The sequence below is a fragment of the Tenacibaculum sp. 190524A02b genome (genome assembly GCF_964036645.1).
GTDB classification, from domain to species: domain Bacteria; phylum Bacteroidota; class Bacteroidia; order Flavobacteriales; family Flavobacteriaceae; genus Polaribacter; species Polaribacter vairaonense.
The window spans coordinates 4920218-4934783 of record NZ_OZ038525.1; the positions used below are offsets into that span (position 1 = coordinate 4920218).

The 14566-nt window shown below is 32.1% G+C and carries 18 protein-coding genes and 1 tRNA gene; 16 read left to right on the top strand and 3 right to left on the bottom strand.

Features of this window, described 5'->3' with window-relative positions:
- The 14 genes from ABNT65_RS20370 (at position 1) to ABNT65_RS20435 (ending at position 11054) form a co-directional block, all read left to right on the top strand.
- Positions 1–162 carry a hypothetical protein gene (locus ABNT65_RS20370; protein WP_348746744.1) on the top strand — a complete coding sequence of 54 codons (162 nt, stop codon included), beginning with the start codon at positions 1–3 and terminating at the stop codon, positions 160–162.
- Positions 159–707, top strand: a complete 549-nt coding sequence (locus ABNT65_RS20375) for a head-tail connector protein (RefSeq protein ID WP_348746745.1) — start codon at positions 159–161, stop codon at positions 705–707. The genes ABNT65_RS20370 and ABNT65_RS20375 overlap by 4 nt, the downstream gene beginning before the upstream one ends.
- On the top strand, positions 708–1040 hold the full coding sequence (locus tag ABNT65_RS20380; RefSeq protein ID WP_348746746.1) for a phage head closure protein: 333 nt from the start codon (positions 708–710) through the stop codon (positions 1038–1040).
- A complete protein-coding gene (locus ABNT65_RS20385) occupies positions 1033–1503 on the top strand; it encodes an HK97-gp10 family putative phage morphogenesis protein (RefSeq protein WP_348746747.1) in 471 nt (156 codons plus the stop codon). The genes ABNT65_RS20380 and ABNT65_RS20385 overlap by 8 nt, the downstream gene beginning before the upstream one ends.
- Positions 1500–1862, top strand: a complete 363-nt coding sequence (locus tag ABNT65_RS20390) for a hypothetical protein (protein WP_348746748.1) — start codon at positions 1500–1502, stop codon at positions 1860–1862. The genes ABNT65_RS20385 and ABNT65_RS20390 overlap by 4 nt, the downstream gene beginning before the upstream one ends.
- Positions 1863–1892: 30 nt before the next feature.
- A complete protein-coding gene (locus ABNT65_RS20395) occupies positions 1893–2276 on the top strand; it encodes a phage tail tube protein (protein WP_348738128.1) in 384 nt (127 codons plus the stop codon).
- 1 nt (position 2277) lies between these two features.
- On the top strand, positions 2278–2613 hold the full coding sequence (locus ABNT65_RS20400; RefSeq protein WP_348702684.1) for a hypothetical protein: 336 nt from the start codon (positions 2278–2280) through the stop codon (positions 2611–2613).
- Positions 2614–2792: 179 nt separating this feature from the next.
- Positions 2793–2960 (top strand): hypothetical protein, encoded by a 168-nt coding sequence (locus tag ABNT65_RS20405; RefSeq protein WP_348746749.1) that lies wholly within the window; start codon positions 2793–2795, stop codon positions 2958–2960.
- On the top strand, positions 2950–5094 hold the full coding sequence (locus ABNT65_RS20410; RefSeq protein ID WP_348746750.1) for a phage tail length tape measure family protein: 2145 nt from the start codon (positions 2950–2952) through the stop codon (positions 5092–5094). The genes ABNT65_RS20405 and ABNT65_RS20410 overlap by 11 nt, the downstream gene beginning before the upstream one ends.
- Positions 5094–8066 (top strand): hypothetical protein, encoded by a 2973-nt coding sequence (locus ABNT65_RS20415; protein WP_348746751.1) that lies wholly within the window; start codon positions 5094–5096, stop codon positions 8064–8066. Before ABNT65_RS20410 ends, ABNT65_RS20415 begins: the two co-directional genes overlap by 1 nt.
- Before the next feature lie 138 nt (positions 8067–8204).
- A complete protein-coding gene (locus ABNT65_RS20420) occupies positions 8205–9647 on the top strand; it encodes a hypothetical protein (RefSeq protein WP_348746752.1) in 1443 nt (480 codons plus the stop codon).
- Between the two features lie 9 nt (positions 9648–9656).
- Positions 9657–10016: a hypothetical protein gene (locus ABNT65_RS20425; protein WP_348746753.1), complete on the top strand. Its 360-nt coding sequence runs from the start codon at positions 9657–9659 to the stop codon at positions 10014–10016.
- Positions 10009–10428, top strand: a complete 420-nt coding sequence (locus ABNT65_RS20430) for a TIGR02594 family protein (RefSeq protein WP_348746754.1) — start codon at positions 10009–10011, stop codon at positions 10426–10428. Before ABNT65_RS20425 ends, ABNT65_RS20430 begins: the two co-directional genes overlap by 8 nt.
- Positions 10425–11054, top strand: a complete 630-nt coding sequence (locus tag ABNT65_RS20435) for a hypothetical protein (RefSeq protein WP_348746755.1) — start codon at positions 10425–10427, stop codon at positions 11052–11054. Before ABNT65_RS20430 ends, ABNT65_RS20435 begins: the two co-directional genes overlap by 4 nt.
- A gap of 90 nt (positions 11055–11144) precedes the next feature.
- Here the strand turns inward: ABNT65_RS20435 and ABNT65_RS20440 are convergent, their stop codons facing one another.
- Together ABNT65_RS20440 and ABNT65_RS20445 are read right to left on the bottom strand one after the other, a co-directional pair.
- On the bottom strand, positions 11145–12449 hold the full coding sequence (locus tag ABNT65_RS20440; protein ID WP_348746756.1) for a site-specific integrase: 1305 nt from the start codon (positions 12447–12449) through the stop codon (positions 11145–11147).
- A gap of 67 nt (positions 12450–12516) precedes the next feature.
- Positions 12517–12590, bottom strand: a tRNA-Met gene (locus tag ABNT65_RS20445).
- Positions 12591–12695: 105 nt separating this feature from the next.
- On the opposite strand from ABNT65_RS20445, the gene ABNT65_RS20450 reads away from it, so the two are divergent.
- Positions 12696–13079 (top strand): START-like domain-containing protein, encoded by a 384-nt coding sequence (locus ABNT65_RS20450; protein ID WP_348702693.1) that lies wholly within the window; start codon positions 12696–12698, stop codon positions 13077–13079.
- Positions 13080–13178: 99 nt separating this feature from the next.
- The gene (locus ABNT65_RS20455) at positions 13179–14012 is read left to right on the top strand and encodes an aminotransferase class IV (protein ID WP_348738142.1); all 834 of its coding nucleotides are present in this window, start codon (positions 13179–13181) and stop codon (positions 14010–14012) included.
- Here ABNT65_RS20455 and ABNT65_RS20460 read toward each other — a convergent pair.
- A complete protein-coding gene (locus ABNT65_RS20460) occupies positions 14009–14566 on the bottom strand; it encodes a YqgE/AlgH family protein (protein ID WP_348702695.1) in 558 nt (185 codons plus the stop codon). The two genes, ABNT65_RS20455 and ABNT65_RS20460, sit on opposite strands and share 4 nt — an antisense overlap.

Consider the following 14566-nt stretch of genomic DNA (forward strand, 5'->3'; position numbering starts at 1 on the left):
ATGGCTAAAAAATCTGATAAAAAATCCATAACGGTAAAGATATTGCTTTCTCCTGCAGGTAAGTTCTTACTTCCCTATAGTGTAGGGGAAGAGGTTACTTTAGATTATAACTTAGGATTAGAATTGATTGATTCTAAGTACGCAGAGGAGGTGAAAAAATGACACATTATTTAATTGATGAAAATGCAGAAAATACTTTGATTTCTTTGAATCAAGCTAAAAAGCATTTAAAAATTGAAGAAGATTTTTCTATTGATGATGATTTAATTCTTCTGTATTTAGATTCTTGTGTTAGTTATTTAGAGAGTTTTTTAGGGTATAAGGTTTTAAAAAACAATTGTACTATATATAGTTCTAGTTTTTTAGAGGTAGAAGAATTTTCAAGGGAATTAGTAGGAAGTATTTTAAGTATTAGGTATTTAAGTGAGTCGGGAGAAGAGGAAATAATGAGTAATGAAATGTATCGCTTGGTAAAGGTTGATAAGTTTGAAAATAAAATTGAGTTTTTGAATGATTTGCCTAAGGTTGCTAGTAGTCATAAGGCTGTAGTTGTTGAGTGTACTGTTGGGTTAGAAAAAGTACCTAAAGTATTTAAACAGGCTATTTTATTAATGATGGGTGATTTTTATGAGTTTAGGTCAAATCGTATGGTTAAATCTAATGATGCTGTTAGTAACTTATTGAGTACTCATAGAAAACCTTGTTAAATGAAAAAAGAAACATTTATAGGTCAGTTAAATCAAAGAATTTTTATTAAAAAAAAGAATGATGTTAAGTCGGATGTAAGTGGCTCAACAACTAAAAAACTGATAGTTTTTAAAGAGTGTTGGGCTAAAGTAGTGGATGTTTCTAGCAGTGAGAAGTTGGATGGTAAGGTGGTTTATGTAAATGTAAAAGATTTTATCATCAGGCATGATGTTAGGTTGGGCAGTGCTTTACAGGAAATGCAAATTGAGTATAAAGGATTGAATTATGAAGTTATTTCTGTTTTGGCTCAAGGGAAAGGGTATTTAAAATTGAAAGGAGTTCATCGTGAGTAAAACAAAAACACTGTTTGAAGTTGAGGGTTTTGATGTACTTCAAAAAAAGATAAAAAGATTAGGTAAAGATAAATCGAAGAGAAAAGAAGTTCTTAAAATTCTTGGTCAAGTAGCTAATCCTACTCTTAAAGCGGCTAGAAGGTTAGCTCCTGTTAGTTCTAAAGCTCATTATCAAAAGCGAAAAGGGCAAATATTTGGGGTGGTTATATCACCAGGAACAGGGAAAAGGTCGTTGGGAAAACAGTCCATGAAAAGGGCGAGTGACCCAATGATTTATGTAAGCCCAACAAGTACAAAAAGAGCTGATGGTTGGTATTTAAGGCAATTTGTACTTAGAGGTACTAAAAAAATTAAAGCGAATCCTTTTTTGGATAAAGCATATCAGGAGACTAAAGGAGGTGTTGTAAAGGATGCAGAGAAAAGAGTGGCTCGCTATTTTCAAAAAAGAATAGATAGTTTATGAGTTTTAGTAAGTTTTCATCTATGATTTATGGGGATTTAAAGTCTGGGGTAAAATTAATCGAGTTGTTGTCTAGTAAAGAAGATTCTATTTACCCTCTACAACCCTCGGATCTTGAAGGTGGTAGTTTCATTATTTATTTTATTGAAAATTTGGGTGGGACTACAAGGGATTTGGCTAATGGTTGGAGTGTAAATATTTTAAGTTTTGCAGAGGATTACGATTCGTGTTGTGTTGTAGCTGATGCAGTTACAGATGTTTTGAGAGCTTCGGTAAATGAATATAAACCTCTTGGTGGGAAGCCAAATCGAACTAGCGATGGTTTCTTGTATATAGAGCAAAAATTTAACATAATAATATAATATAAAATGGGATTTTATAACGGTAGTAAAATGAGAATAACTATAGATGGCTATCATGTTTTTCATGAAACAGATGCTACACTTAGTTATGATGTGGATTTCAAAGAAATAGCATCTAAAGATACAGATGGTGTTGAAAATTCACCAGGTAAAGATTCTTGGAGTTTGTCTAGTAGTGCTTATGTGAAAAATACTGAGGATACCAAGTTGGATATTAAAGTTTTAACAGATGTAGCTTTACTAAAAAAGAAAGTGTCTGTGGCTTTTACAGATGGGGCTATAGGGCATGTGGTTTACTCGGGCAATGCTTTTATCTCAAATTTTTCAATTAAATCTACCACAGATGAAGTGGTGACTTTTGATTATACGTTAAAAGGAGATGGTAAATTGATACTTACTAAGGTGGCTAGTTAATATGAGAGTTTCGGTATTAGGTGTAGAGTATCAAGTAAAGTTTGGTTTTAAATGTTTAAGGCTTCTTTGCGAGTCTTATGGTTATAAAACACTTGGAGGTATTGATGAGTTAATGCGAAAGCATAATTTTTCATCGCTCCAAGATCCAACTTTTGAGCAATTGGACTTTATAGGGAATCTCATATTGGCGGGTATAAGGTCAGTAGATGAAGGTTGTAGTTTAACTTCTGATAATATTTTGGATGAAGTTTTAAAAGGAGGTATAGATACTATTGGTGTATTGAATCTCTTATTAGAGTCTTTTCCTAAAGAAACTGAAGGGGAGGGAAACCAGTAGGGTCGGAAACTGAGGTTTTCGACCCTAGTTTTGATGAGTTGGAGCAGTTGGCTCTGGGGGAGTTGGGGTTAAGTTTAGAGTATTTTTATTCTTTGACTTCTCGACAGTTTTTTAATACACTAACTGGTTATAGGGAGAAAGAGAGGTTGGTTTATCAAGATGATTGGGAAAGGTCAAGGATGCAGATGTATTTTACAGTGTTGCCTTATTTGGATAAAAATAACCAAATAGCTCCAGAGGATTTATTTGTGTTTCCGTGGGAAGATGAAAAGAGTAGAGATTCTGGTGTAAGTAGTCGAGAAGAATTGGAAAATTATTTTAAAGATAATTTAAGAAATGGCGAGTAGTGCTAATATTAATATAAAGTTTACAGTAAAGCTTGATGAGTTTGTTTCGCAAATGCAGAAAGTTAGCAGAAAACTTAAGGTTGTAGGGAAGAAGCTTGAGAATGTAGGTAAAACTATGTCGGTAGGTGTTACTGCTCCTTTTTTAGCGTTTTCTGCATTATCTTTAAAGAATTGGGATACTCAAGCAAAAGCAATAGCTCAAGTGGAAGCTGGTTTGATTTCTACAGGGAATGCGGTGGGGTATACATCAACTCAATTGCAAAAGATGGCAAGTGATTTGCAAAACAATACTCTTTTTGGAGATGAAGAAATTTTAAAAGGTGTTACTTCTCAACTATTAACGTTTACAAATATTACTGGTGTCCAATTTCAAAGAACTCAGCAAGCAGCTTTGGATTTAGCTACAAGATTAGATGGTGATTTAAAGGGGGCTAGTATTCAGTTGGGTAAAGCATTGAATGACCCAGTTAAGGGGTTGTCTGCGTTAAGTAAGTCAGGGATTCAGTTTTCTGAGGCTCAGAAAAAAACAATAAGAACCTTAGTAGAAACTAATAAGTTGGCTGAGGCACAAACGTTAATTTTAAATGAATTAGAAAAGCAGTATGGTGGTAGTGCGGCGGCGGCGGCTAAGGCGGGTACAGGTGCTTTAAAACAATTATCTAATTCTATAGGAGATTTGTCAGAGGAGTTTGGTAAGATAATAAGCGAAGCAATTTTGCCTTTTGTTGATGTTTTAAAGGAATGGGTAAGGGGTTTTTCTAATTTAAGTCCTGTTACGAAGAAATTTATTGTTTTGTTGTCTGGGGTGGCAGCGGTTATTGGTCCCTTATTGGCTTTAGCTGGTACAGTGTTACCTGCTATTTCGGCTGGTTTTACACTTTTAATGGGGCCGATAGGTCTGGTGTTAGCAGCTTTGACTTCGGTAGGGGTTGTAGTTTATAAAAATTGGGTTCCAATAAAAAAGGTGCTGGTAAATATTGCAAATTATTTTGTTGACTTGTATAATGAATCTACGGTTTTTAGGGTGGGTGTTGAAGGAGTGGTGCTGGCTTTTAAAAATATGTGGTCGATTGCTAAATTCGTATTTAGTTCTTTAAAAGAGGTGTTTCTAAGTTTTGTTGATTCGTTTGTTAGTAAGTTTAAATTGTTTGGTTCTATTTTTAAGTTAGTGTTAACGGGTGAGTTTAGTAAGATACCAGAATTAATAAAGGGTTTTGGAAAAGAATTGCAAAACGGCTTTTCATCTACTACTTTAGGATTAAGGAAGAACTGGTCAGGACTATTGTTGAATATTTCTGATGATACTGAAAAAGCAATTAACAAGATTCAGAAAAGAGCAAAGATTAAATTTCTTAAAGAAAATACTGATATAAGTGGTGTTTTAAAGAAGGTGGAAAGTGTTTCTCCTTTAAATATTCCTGTGGTACTTGGTGGTAAAAAGAAACGTAAACAAGTGTTTGATGTATTAAATGGGAAAAGAGGTGTTAACGGGGAGGTAAGTCAGGAAATATCAGGTTTTGGTACAGGTAGTTCGGTTAAGCCTGATTTTAGTTCAGGAATAGATGAAACTGTAAATGGACTTAGGAAAAAACTAACAGCTTTTCAAGAGGCGGCTGCGGAGATTACTTCAAGTATATCTGGTGCTTTTGAAACGATGGGGAATAATATGATAGCTAGCTTTGATTTAGCTGATAATGGTTTTCAAGGATTTGTTAAAAATTTAGGAAAAACAGTTACAAAATTGATAAGTATGTTATTGGCTAACTCAATAGCTAATAGCATAACAGGAGCTACACAATCAGGAATGTCTACGGGTCCAGCAGCGATATTTACTACACCGGCATTTATAGCGACTGCTGTAAGTGGTGTTGTTGCTGCTTTTGCTGCAATACCTAAGTTTGAAACTGGTGGTGTTGTTGGTGGTAGTTCTTTTTATGGTGATAAGATCTTGGCAAGAGTAAATTCCGGTGAGTTGATTTTAAACACTCAACAACAAAGAAGTTTATTTGGTATGATTTCTAGTCCAAATACTGCTCCTGTGAATGTTGTTTTAAAAGGTAAATTGACAACTGATGCAGGTAAGTTGAATGTTTTATTAGAGAAGGATAAAGCTAAAAAAAATAGAAGAGGCTGATGAAGGTTGATTTTTTTAATATCAAAATAATAGATACCCACGAGAATGATAGGGTTTTGATAAATGAAAACACTCAAATAAATTCACCTAAGTTAGTATGGAATGGTAGTGACGAGAAGTTTAAAAATTTGATGTCTTCCGAATTGCATTTTAATTTTTTGGTAGAGCATGGAGGTGAAAGTTTTTATCATTTATTTACAGGTAGTGAAACAAGGTATAAGGTGTTATTGGAAGGGGAGCATGATGGTGTTGTGTCTTTGTTGTGGCAGGGTTTTCTTTTACCTGAGCAATTTCAAGAACCTTGGGATGGCGGTAATTATTTTGTTGATTTTATTTCTACAGATGGTTTTGGTAGGTTAAAGCAAAAAAAAATGTCACCTAATTACTATGTTCAAAAAAAAAGTGTTTTGGAGGTAGTAATGCATTGTTTGAATCTGACAGGTTTAAATTTAAAATTGTTTTTTGCTCCTTCTCTTCAAAACTCTGGGTTTACATTAAATTATAAAGATTTAGATGTTGATGGTAGTTGTTATGTTGATGATGGTGATAAAATGAATGCTTATGATGTGTTGGTTAATTTAATAACGAGTTTAGGTTGTAGATTGTTTCAGTATAATGGTAAATGGTGTTTGATTGGTTTAAATCGCTTTAATGAAGAGGTAATATCTGGAGGTTCTTATCTGTATAATAATCTTGATATTTTTAATCCGTTAGAGTATTTGGGAGAGGATGATCTAGTTCGATTGCGGGTGAATCCAAAATGGGAATCAGCACCAATTGTAAATGTTTTGCCTTATTTGGATAAAATGTTAGTTAGTTGGGATAATGATTCTGATAAGTATTTAATTCCTGAAGATGCTGTAAATGTTTTTAATGATGACTTCGTGCCTCCTACTTATTCAAAAACTTCTTTTCCTTTAAAATATTGGGAAGTGAGTTCAAATGACTCAAGGTTTATTGGTTTTACACTAGCAAATTTTGAAGGGAATGTAGTTTCTGATCCGGGTAATATTTTTAATGTAAAAGTTTTTCCACGTGAAAGTAAGTACGATGAGTTGATATATGGTCCTTTTGTAGTGTTGTCTAGTTCTATTGTAGAAAATAGAGCAGGTATTTTAGAGAATAGTTTTATTGATAAAGGTAATTATGAAGATAACTATTTAAGTTTAAAGCAGCCATTTTTTACTTATGAGGGTAGTTCTTTAGATGAATATGCAACTTTAGAAATTGAATTTTATATTAATGTTAAGTTAGAGGTTGGTAGTGATGATTTGATGAGTAGGGTTAATAAGGCTATTGAAAATAAAGAATTTGATTCTTTGTTTAACCTGGCTCTTTATTTTAAAGAGCATTTAACTCAAGAGGAAGAGAAGAAAGTTTTTGCATTGTTTGATGATAAAATTCCTGATGAGTTTTATGAGTTGGAGTTTACGGTAGATAAAGTAAAGGATTTACCTGTTGTAAAAGGAAGTTTGAAAATAGAGAAGTTTATGTTCTTAGATGATGGTTATTATAATTTAAGATTGTATCCTTTTTTATACCATCCATTATTGGCGTCAAACTTAACATTTACAAAGTTAGGTTTGTGTTTAAATCAGGTGGATGGTGAATTGTATGAGTTTGATGATGAAAGTGATTTTACAACCTCTAAAGAATTAGAGGTGTTTCATTCAACATCAAGAATGAATTTATCTACTAGAAGATTTGTATTTAACCAAAATTTACAAGAGTCTTTTGATTCTGGAGGGCTGATTACAACTTCTAAGGAGGTTAAAATTAGGTTCTACAATAAAGTTCAAATTTATAATGGAGTTCATCCTTGGTATCAAAATGTGTCTATAGGGTTGTTCAAGGATGATTATAGGAAGCTTCGTGATGGATATAAATTATATCGAAAGATAAACGGTTTAGGAGGTTTAATTGAGGTTGAGTCTTCAAAATTTAATTTAATAAGTTCATCTACTGGGTATGAGCTAAGGCAATTAGCTTTTAATGCTTTTCCAGATGATTTTTTAATTAATCAATCAGATGAATTGTTTATTCTTAGTTCTTCTGTTTCTGGTGTTGTGGATTATGTTGATTATTGGATTGATAAATGGGTGAGAGTTGGTGTTGATGAAAAAGAGAGTAATACTTATGCTAAGGCTTTAGGTTTGATGTATAAAGAGTTGCAAAAGCGTACTTTTTTTAGGGTAACTGGTATTGCAATGTCTTTAGTTTGGCCGCTTGATTTAGTGTTATTTGACTATAAAAATGCCAATGATTTTTTCATATCTAATTTGGTATTGGATTTAACCGAAGGAACTTCTGAATTAACATGTGTTGAAATACGTGATTTTGAAGTTGATGATTCTCCTATAGAAGATCCTCCGAGTATACAAATTCAAACAGTGTTGTATAGTCCAAATGCGCTTATACCTTCTCCAAATTGGGGGGTTAGGGTAAACTATCAGGTTTTTAATATTAGTTTGATTGATGCAAAATTGGAATTAAGACATCTCAATGATTCAGTTTTAAATGGAGGTGTTGAAACTGGATATAAAATTGAGATTAATATTGATGATAGTGATGGTTTTAAAGAGTATTACTTTCCGTCTGTAATGGAAGATTCAAAACGAGGTTGGTATAAGGTAGTAATGCATCAAAATGGTGTTGAATCGAATGTTGAGTACCTAGAAGTTAATCCAATAAAAGATATTCGTGAGGTTAAAATTTCTAAAAAATCAATAAACAACTCAACTAAACAGCTTGTGTTTAATGTAGAGTATATTGGTTTTATTCCTGATAGCTTAAAAATTGGTGTTAAAAAATTTAAACCATTTATAGGTACTCCAGATGGAATAGCTAGTTATACAGATGTAGATAGCTCGCTTTCTACTCATAAGGTTACATTGAGTGAAGGTAGTTATAAGGTTTGGTTGGTTGCAGATGGTGTTGAGTCTAATAAAATTAGTGTAGGATTTTTTTGGTAGGATGGAAAAGGATAATGTAATACATGTTTTGAGGTTTAAAAAAAGGTCTTGGGTGGTTTCTGAAGATGATTCTGGTAAGGTAACTTTTGATTCTACTAAAATTAGATTTAGTTCAACAATAAAAAAGTTTGATAGAAAGTGAGTTTAGATAAGATAAATTTAGGGTTTGAGCCAAATGATGGTACTGGAGATACTTTAAGGGGCGCAGGGCAAAAAATAAATAAGGCTATTGAGTTTTTGAACGGTTCGTTAAGGCAGTGGAAACCTGAAGAGTATTTAGATGAAGATAAAGCGCCGTTCTACAGAGTGTATAATGGGGTTTTATTTATTTATGTTGGTTTTTTACCAACTACAACGAAGGTAGGTGAAGCTCCAGATTTGTCAGGTAATTGGGAAAAAATAGGTTTTGTTGGTGTTGATGGGGAAGGTAAAATTAAATTAAGTTTTCTACCTCAGTTGCCAATAAGTCAGGTAGATGGGTTGTTAAGTGCTTTAGGGTTGTATTTGAAGTTGTCTGGAGGAACAGTTACTGGGGATATGATTTTTGAGGGAGAATCAATATTTAATGGAACAGTGAAATTCGACGATGAAGTTGAATTTTATGGAGGTTCCTATCACGATGCTGAAGCGAGATTTGGAGATACAGCTTTTTTTGAGAAATTATCAAGTTTTGAAGAAGGATTGGTGATTGATAAAAATAAAAGTTTATCTGGAATAGCTAATTCTATTTTTACTGTTAAAAAAGATTCTACGGTACCGGGTATAGATGTAGGGGCTTTTATAGATGTAAATAGAAACATTTCTACTAACGCAACAAGTGATTGCTATGGTTCAGTAGTTCGTTTAAAAAATGCATCTAATTTTGATAGCCAAGGTTTGATTGCGGCAAATTATGTGGCGAATCACGTGGGTGGTGGGAATGCTGATTATTTATACGGATCACTTTTTAAATCAACCTATAACGGTAGTGGAAACATAGATTTTATGTTGCCAACATCTCATAAATTAGAAATTAAAGGAACAGGAGTTGGTGTGGTTGATTATGCTAGGGGGCTATCACCTCACTTATTAATTGACAATCCAAATATTACAGTTAACAATGCACAAGGTATGCACCCTACTATCAAGTATGTAAATGGAACTATAAAAGATTCCCATGTACTTTATCTAGATATAGATTATGAATCAACAGGTGATTGTAAGGTTACAGGTGATTTGGCTTACATCCAAGCTGGGAATGATGCTTTACCACCAATAGAAGGCACTGCTCATTTTATAAAATCTCTTACAACTCTTCCAAGTTTATTTTCAGGGTTAATAGAAATGAATGTTGATGCTATTAAGATTGTTAATGGTTCTGAAAAAACTTTGGTGAATAAAGAGTTTTTAGCAACAGAACTTAGTAAGGTAAATAAACAGATAAAAGTTTACGAAAACTCCAGAGAAATCACGTCAGATCTTTTAAATCGTGATAGACCTGATGCGCAAATTGGAGATCTTGTATGTAACAAAGCTAAACCTGAATTATACCAAAAAATAACAGATACTCAGTGGGTTAAATACCAAGGAGTGTTAATTTAAATATTCCCCATGATTACACTTATTACGAATAGTACGATTTTAAAATATGCATTTGGATATTCATTGACTATTAGTTCATTAGCTTTTATAGAACAGGAGTTAACGCAAGTTGATTTTTTTACAACCATATTAAACGCAATACCTAGTAAAACAGCTATGATTCTAGGAATTGTTTATGGTGTTGTAATTCTTCTGGGAAGGGTTTCTAAAGAATGGAAACAACATGTATTGAATATCCAAGAGATTAAGAAGGGTAAGGAAGAGGTTGAGCAAGAAACAATCATAACAGATAGAATGAAAATAGATGTTAATTCTGTCCCTGTCAAATATGAAGAAATTGAAAATAATAAAAATATAGAAAATGAATAAGATTTTGAAAGTGGCTTTTAGTCAATATGGGGTTGAGGAAATTGAAGGTAAAAAAGACAATCCGCAAATAGTAAAATATTTTACTGAGATAGGTTTCAATGGGGAAAAGCTAAAAGATGAAACTGCTTGGTGTAGTGCTTTTGCTAATTGGGTTGCTAAAAAAGCAGGGAAAGTTATCAGCGGAAAGTTAAACGCCAGAAGCTGGTTAAAAGTAGGTAGACTAGTTACAAGCCCGCAAATGGGTGATGTTGTAGTTTTATGGAGAGAATCGCCAAATAGCTGGAAGGGACATGTTGGTTTTTTCATCAGGAAAACAAATCGACACATTTATATTCTTGGTGGTAATCAAAGAAATAGTGTTTGTATTATAGCTTACCCTATAAACAGATTACTTCAGTACAGAAGATTATGAAAAAAGATTTAATATATATTGGTGTAATACTATTAATTATAGTTGTTTTTTTTAAATGTGATTTTCAAAGTCATGAAAATAAATATTTCCAAGATACAATAGATAGTACTAAGATTACGTTAAAGCTTCCTGAAAAAAAAGGAGGCTTTAGTGTTAAACAGCCTAGACCTATTGTAATACACAATTACATATCAGAAAATAAGAATTACGAAAAGTTAATTAATGAAATTGAAAAGAAATACAATCAAAAAGCCGATTCTCTTACTATTTTACGAGAGTTATTACAGGCTACTAAAGTTAGAACCTATAAAGAGCATTTTGAAGATTCTATAATTAGTGCTAATGTCACTACTGAAACTAAAGGGTATTTAAAATCGATAGATTTTGATTATAAACTAAAGCCCCAAAAAGTTTCATACTATGAGAAAACAGTTACAAAAAGTATTAAGCCCAAATTTTCAATTTTAGTAGGAGGTAAGGTAAATACTTCATACGATTTCGAAAAAGCTTCATTTGAATTTAATTTAGGTTATCAAGATAAAAAAGGAAATATTATAGAATTTGGTGCTAATACTCAAAACCAGTTTAGTATAGGTTATAAAAAAAATATCTTTAGTAAGTATTAAATAAAATAAAAACCCACTCAAAAAATTGAGTGGGAAAATTGCTATGAAAAAGAAAGTCTTAGGACGTCTCCTAAGACACTTCAAATATAATTATTTTAATTTTGTAGACCAATCTTCTATTAAATAATATCCGATTTCTCTTAAGTATTTCTTTACGGTTTCGTTATTGGTATGAGCAGTTATGGATCGGATGAAGTCTAAGGCTTTTTCTTCAAAGTTTTTGACTCCTTGTTTTTTGTATTCTGTTATTGTTTCAATGAATAAACGACCTATAGCTGCGTGTCTCATGGAGTAAATGGTATAATCTTGCGAGAATCCCATTGGTTTTCTGATTGTTTTTGTAAATCTTTTACCCCAGTAACCTCTTCTATCTCTTTCGCTAGTAGATTCGTTATTTCTATTGAGGTTTAAGCTAGGTTGATTGTCTTTTGTGAATAAGAAGTAGTTATTTGGGTAGTTTGAAAAATCATATTTTGAGTAAAATTCATCAATTAATATTTGGGGAATTTGCTTGTAAAAATGCCCTGTTTTGGTGTTTGATTCTATTATTTTTTTATCTATGTTGATATGTGAAACCTCAATTCTTACTACTTCTATGTTTCTGAATAGGCCATAGTAAACATGAGCTAAAAAGTAGTAAAGCCAAATATCCTTTTCCTTTGCTTTTTCAAATATATCTTTTACTTCTTCTTGTGAAAAAGCTTTGTTTTTTTTAGGTTGAGATTTTAAGTTAGGTATTTTTGAAACAAAATTGTCTTTTATTATTTCATTATCATATAGTAGTCCAAAAAGGGATGATATGTCTCCTCTATCGTTATTTCGATTACTGGCGCTTGTTTTTAGAAGAACGGTATTTAAGTAATCGACAACATGAGATTTTTTAACTGAAGTTATGTATCTGTTTTCGAATCCGTTTTTTAAGAGGTAATCTTTAAATCTATTAATTCGGGTTTCATAATTGCCGAAAGAAGTTTTGTCTTGTGTTTTCTTTTTTAATTTTAACGCGTATTCAATAGCTTCTTTGACTGTATGTGTTTTATCATCTAACGTGTCGTCATATGGGTTTATAAGGCCGTCTTTTAGAAGTCGAAATAAATTTCTTTTTATGGTTTCTAGAATTTCAAGTCTTTCTTCTTTTGTTTTATATGTGTTTCCGGCTTTAATGTTAGGTTGGCGTTCTAGGTTTCCTGTTTCTGGGTTTCTAAAGGACCATCTAACATACCATTGACGTTTTAAAGCTTTTTTCTTTTGTTCTTGAGGAAGTTTATTCCATTTTTTTATATCAACTCCTCCAGTGTAAATCTCAGGATCAGAATATTTTTTCTTTTCTTTCATCTTTTCTAAATAGTGTACCGAATCGTGTACCGTAGTTAAAAGTAATGATAATTTTTTCATAAAAAAAATACGATTTAAGTACACTTAAATCGTATCGTTATTGACTTTTTGGTGTTTTACACCTTTGTAGCGAAGACGGGATTTGAACCCGTGACCTCAGGGTTATGAATCCTGCGCTCTAACCAACTGAGCTACCTCGCCTGATTGCGGGTGCAAATATAGACGTTTTTTTGTTTTCAACAAGAAAAAAAACTAATTTTTTTTTAAAAGAATAATTATATATATTGTCGCATAAACAAAAAGTAGATGAGTAAAGTTAAATTTGAATTGGAAATCCCAATACATGCATCACCTAGCATGTTATATCAATACCTAGCTACCCCTGCAGGTTTAGAAGAGTGGTTTGCAGATAGAGTAAATTCAAGAGGTAAAATAATAACTTTTATTTGGGATGATTCAGAAGAAGAAGCTAAAATAGTAGCTAATAAAGCTGATGAACGTATTAAATATAAGTGGACAGAAAGTGAAGGAGATGAAAGTTATTTTGAATTTAAAATCCAAGTAGATCCTTTAACGAAAGATGTAGCTATTTTGGTGACAGATTTTGCAGATAGTGAAGATGATGTACAAGAAGCTAAAATGTTATGGGAAAACCAAATTGAAGAGTTAAAGCATACCATAGGAGCATAAACTAAAACATTAACCATAAAACTCGACAAAATTGTCGAGTTTTTTTATGCTTAAAAACTACTTAAATTAGTAAGTTTGCATTCTTTAAAAACAAAAACAATGGTAAACTTTAATGGAGAAATAGTTTCTTCAAAAGAATTACAAATTTCTCACGAGAACAGAGCTTTTAAATATGGAGACGGAATTTTTGAAACCATAAAAGTTCAAAATAATAAAGTAGTGTTTTTTGAAGATCATTACTTTAGGTTAATGGCTTCTATGAGAATGTTACGAATGAAAATTCCGATGAAGTTTACGTTAGAATTTTTAGAAGAAGAAATAGTAAAAACAATTGCGAGTAATACTTCAAATAACGGTGTTTTTAGAGTAAAGTTAACGGTGTTTAGAAAAGATGGTGGGTTGTATAAACCAGAAACTAATGAAATAGATTACTTAATTGATGTAAAACCTATTGAAATTGTTGAAAAAGAAACATATCGATTAGATTTGTATAAAGATTTTTACAATTACTCAGGATTGTTATCTACAGTAAAAACTACGAATAGAATGCTAAATACATTAGCGTCTATCTTTGCAGATGAAAATGATTTTGACAATTGTATTTTACTTAATGAACGTAAAGGAGTTGCTGAAGTAACCAATGGAAATATTTTTATTATTAAAGGTAATACAATAAAAACGCCAGCATTAAGTGAAGGGTGTATAAAAGGAATCATTAGAAAAAAGGTAATTGATATTGTTTCTAAACATCCTGATTTTGAAATAGAAGAAACCACTATATCTCCTTTTGAATTACAAAAGGCTGATGAGGTTTTTATAACAAATGCAGTAGTAGGAATTCAATCAGTTACACATTACCGTAAAAAAGAATTCGGAAAAAGTATAACTCAGAAAATTAAAAATAGCTTAAGAGTTTCTAGTATTACAGGTTAATTCATTTGAATATCACTTGGGGCATTTGCCCATATTTTGTATTCGCCTCCTTTTTCAAGGAGTAGTTTTTTCCAGAAAGATTCGTCGTTAATATTTAAAATATTTCGGTATTTGTTCTGAGAAATAAACCATGAATTGGTGTCAACTTCACTTTCCAATTGCTCTGAATCCCAACCAGAATACCCTAAGAAAAAACGAATATCACTAGGTTTAATTGTTTTATTAATTAGAAGATCTTTTAAGCATTCAAAATTGCCTCCCCAATAAATCCCATTACTAACCTCAATACTATTAGGAAGTAAATCAGGTACTTTATGAATAAAGTATAAATTGTCTTGTTCTACGGGGCCTCCTTGATATACTTTAAAGTCACATTCTAAATCAGGTATTAAATCCTTTAAGGTGTATTGTAAAGGTCTGTTTAAAATAAATCCAACTGAGCTCTGGTCTGAATGTTCTGTAAGTAAAATAATTGTTCTTTTAAATGAGTTGTCATTTAGTATAGAAGGCTCAGCTATTAATAATCTGCCTCTTTTAGGTGTTAATGCACTCAT

Bases quoted from the DNA above. Each gene is read 5' to 3' on its own strand.
- ABNT65_RS20380 (WP_348746746.1), top strand. From the start codon at position 708: ATGAAAAAAGAAACATTTATAGGTCAGTTAAATCAAAGAATTTTTATT.
- ABNT65_RS20395 (WP_348738128.1), top strand. From the start codon at position 1,893: ATGAGAATAACTATAGATGGCTATCATGTTTTTCATGAAACAGATGCT.
- ABNT65_RS20430 (WP_348746754.1), top strand. From the start codon at position 10,009: ATGAATAAGATTTTGAAAGTGGCTTTTAGTCAATATGGGGTTGAGGAA.
- ABNT65_RS20370 (WP_348746744.1), top strand. From the start codon at position 1: ATGGCTAAAAAATCTGATAAAAAATCCATAACGGTAAAGATATTGCTT.
- ABNT65_RS20405 (WP_348746749.1), top strand. From the start codon at position 2,793: ATGCAGATGTATTTTACAGTGTTGCCTTATTTGGATAAAAATAACCAA.
- ABNT65_RS20410 (WP_348746750.1), top strand. From the start codon at position 2,950: ATGGCGAGTAGTGCTAATATTAATATAAAGTTTACAGTAAAGCTTGAT.
- ABNT65_RS20450 (WP_348702693.1), top strand. From the start codon at position 12,696: ATGAGTAAAGTTAAATTTGAATTGGAAATCCCAATACATGCATCACCT.
- ABNT65_RS20435 (WP_348746755.1), top strand. From the start codon at position 10,425: ATGAAAAAAGATTTAATATATATTGGTGTAATACTATTAATTATAGTT.
- ABNT65_RS20400 (WP_348702684.1), top strand. From the start codon at position 2,278: ATGAGAGTTTCGGTATTAGGTGTAGAGTATCAAGTAAAGTTTGGTTTT.
- ABNT65_RS20375 (WP_348746745.1), top strand. From the start codon at position 159: ATGACACATTATTTAATTGATGAAAATGCAGAAAATACTTTGATTTCT.
- ABNT65_RS20425 (WP_348746753.1), top strand. From the start codon at position 9,657: ATGATTACACTTATTACGAATAGTACGATTTTAAAATATGCATTTGGA.
- ABNT65_RS20460 (WP_348702695.1), bottom strand. From the start codon at position 14,566: ATGAGTGCATTAACACCTAAAAGAGGCAGATTATTAATAGCTGAGCCT.
- ABNT65_RS20440 (WP_348746756.1), bottom strand. From the start codon at position 12,449: ATGAAAAAATTATCATTACTTTTAACTACGGTACACGATTCGGTACAC.
- ABNT65_RS20455 (WP_348738142.1), top strand. From the start codon at position 13,179: ATGGTAAACTTTAATGGAGAAATAGTTTCTTCAAAAGAATTACAAATT.
- ABNT65_RS20415 (WP_348746751.1), top strand. From the start codon at position 5,094: ATGAAGGTTGATTTTTTTAATATCAAAATAATAGATACCCACGAGAAT.
- ABNT65_RS20390 (WP_348746748.1), top strand. From the start codon at position 1,500: ATGAGTTTTAGTAAGTTTTCATCTATGATTTATGGGGATTTAAAGTCT.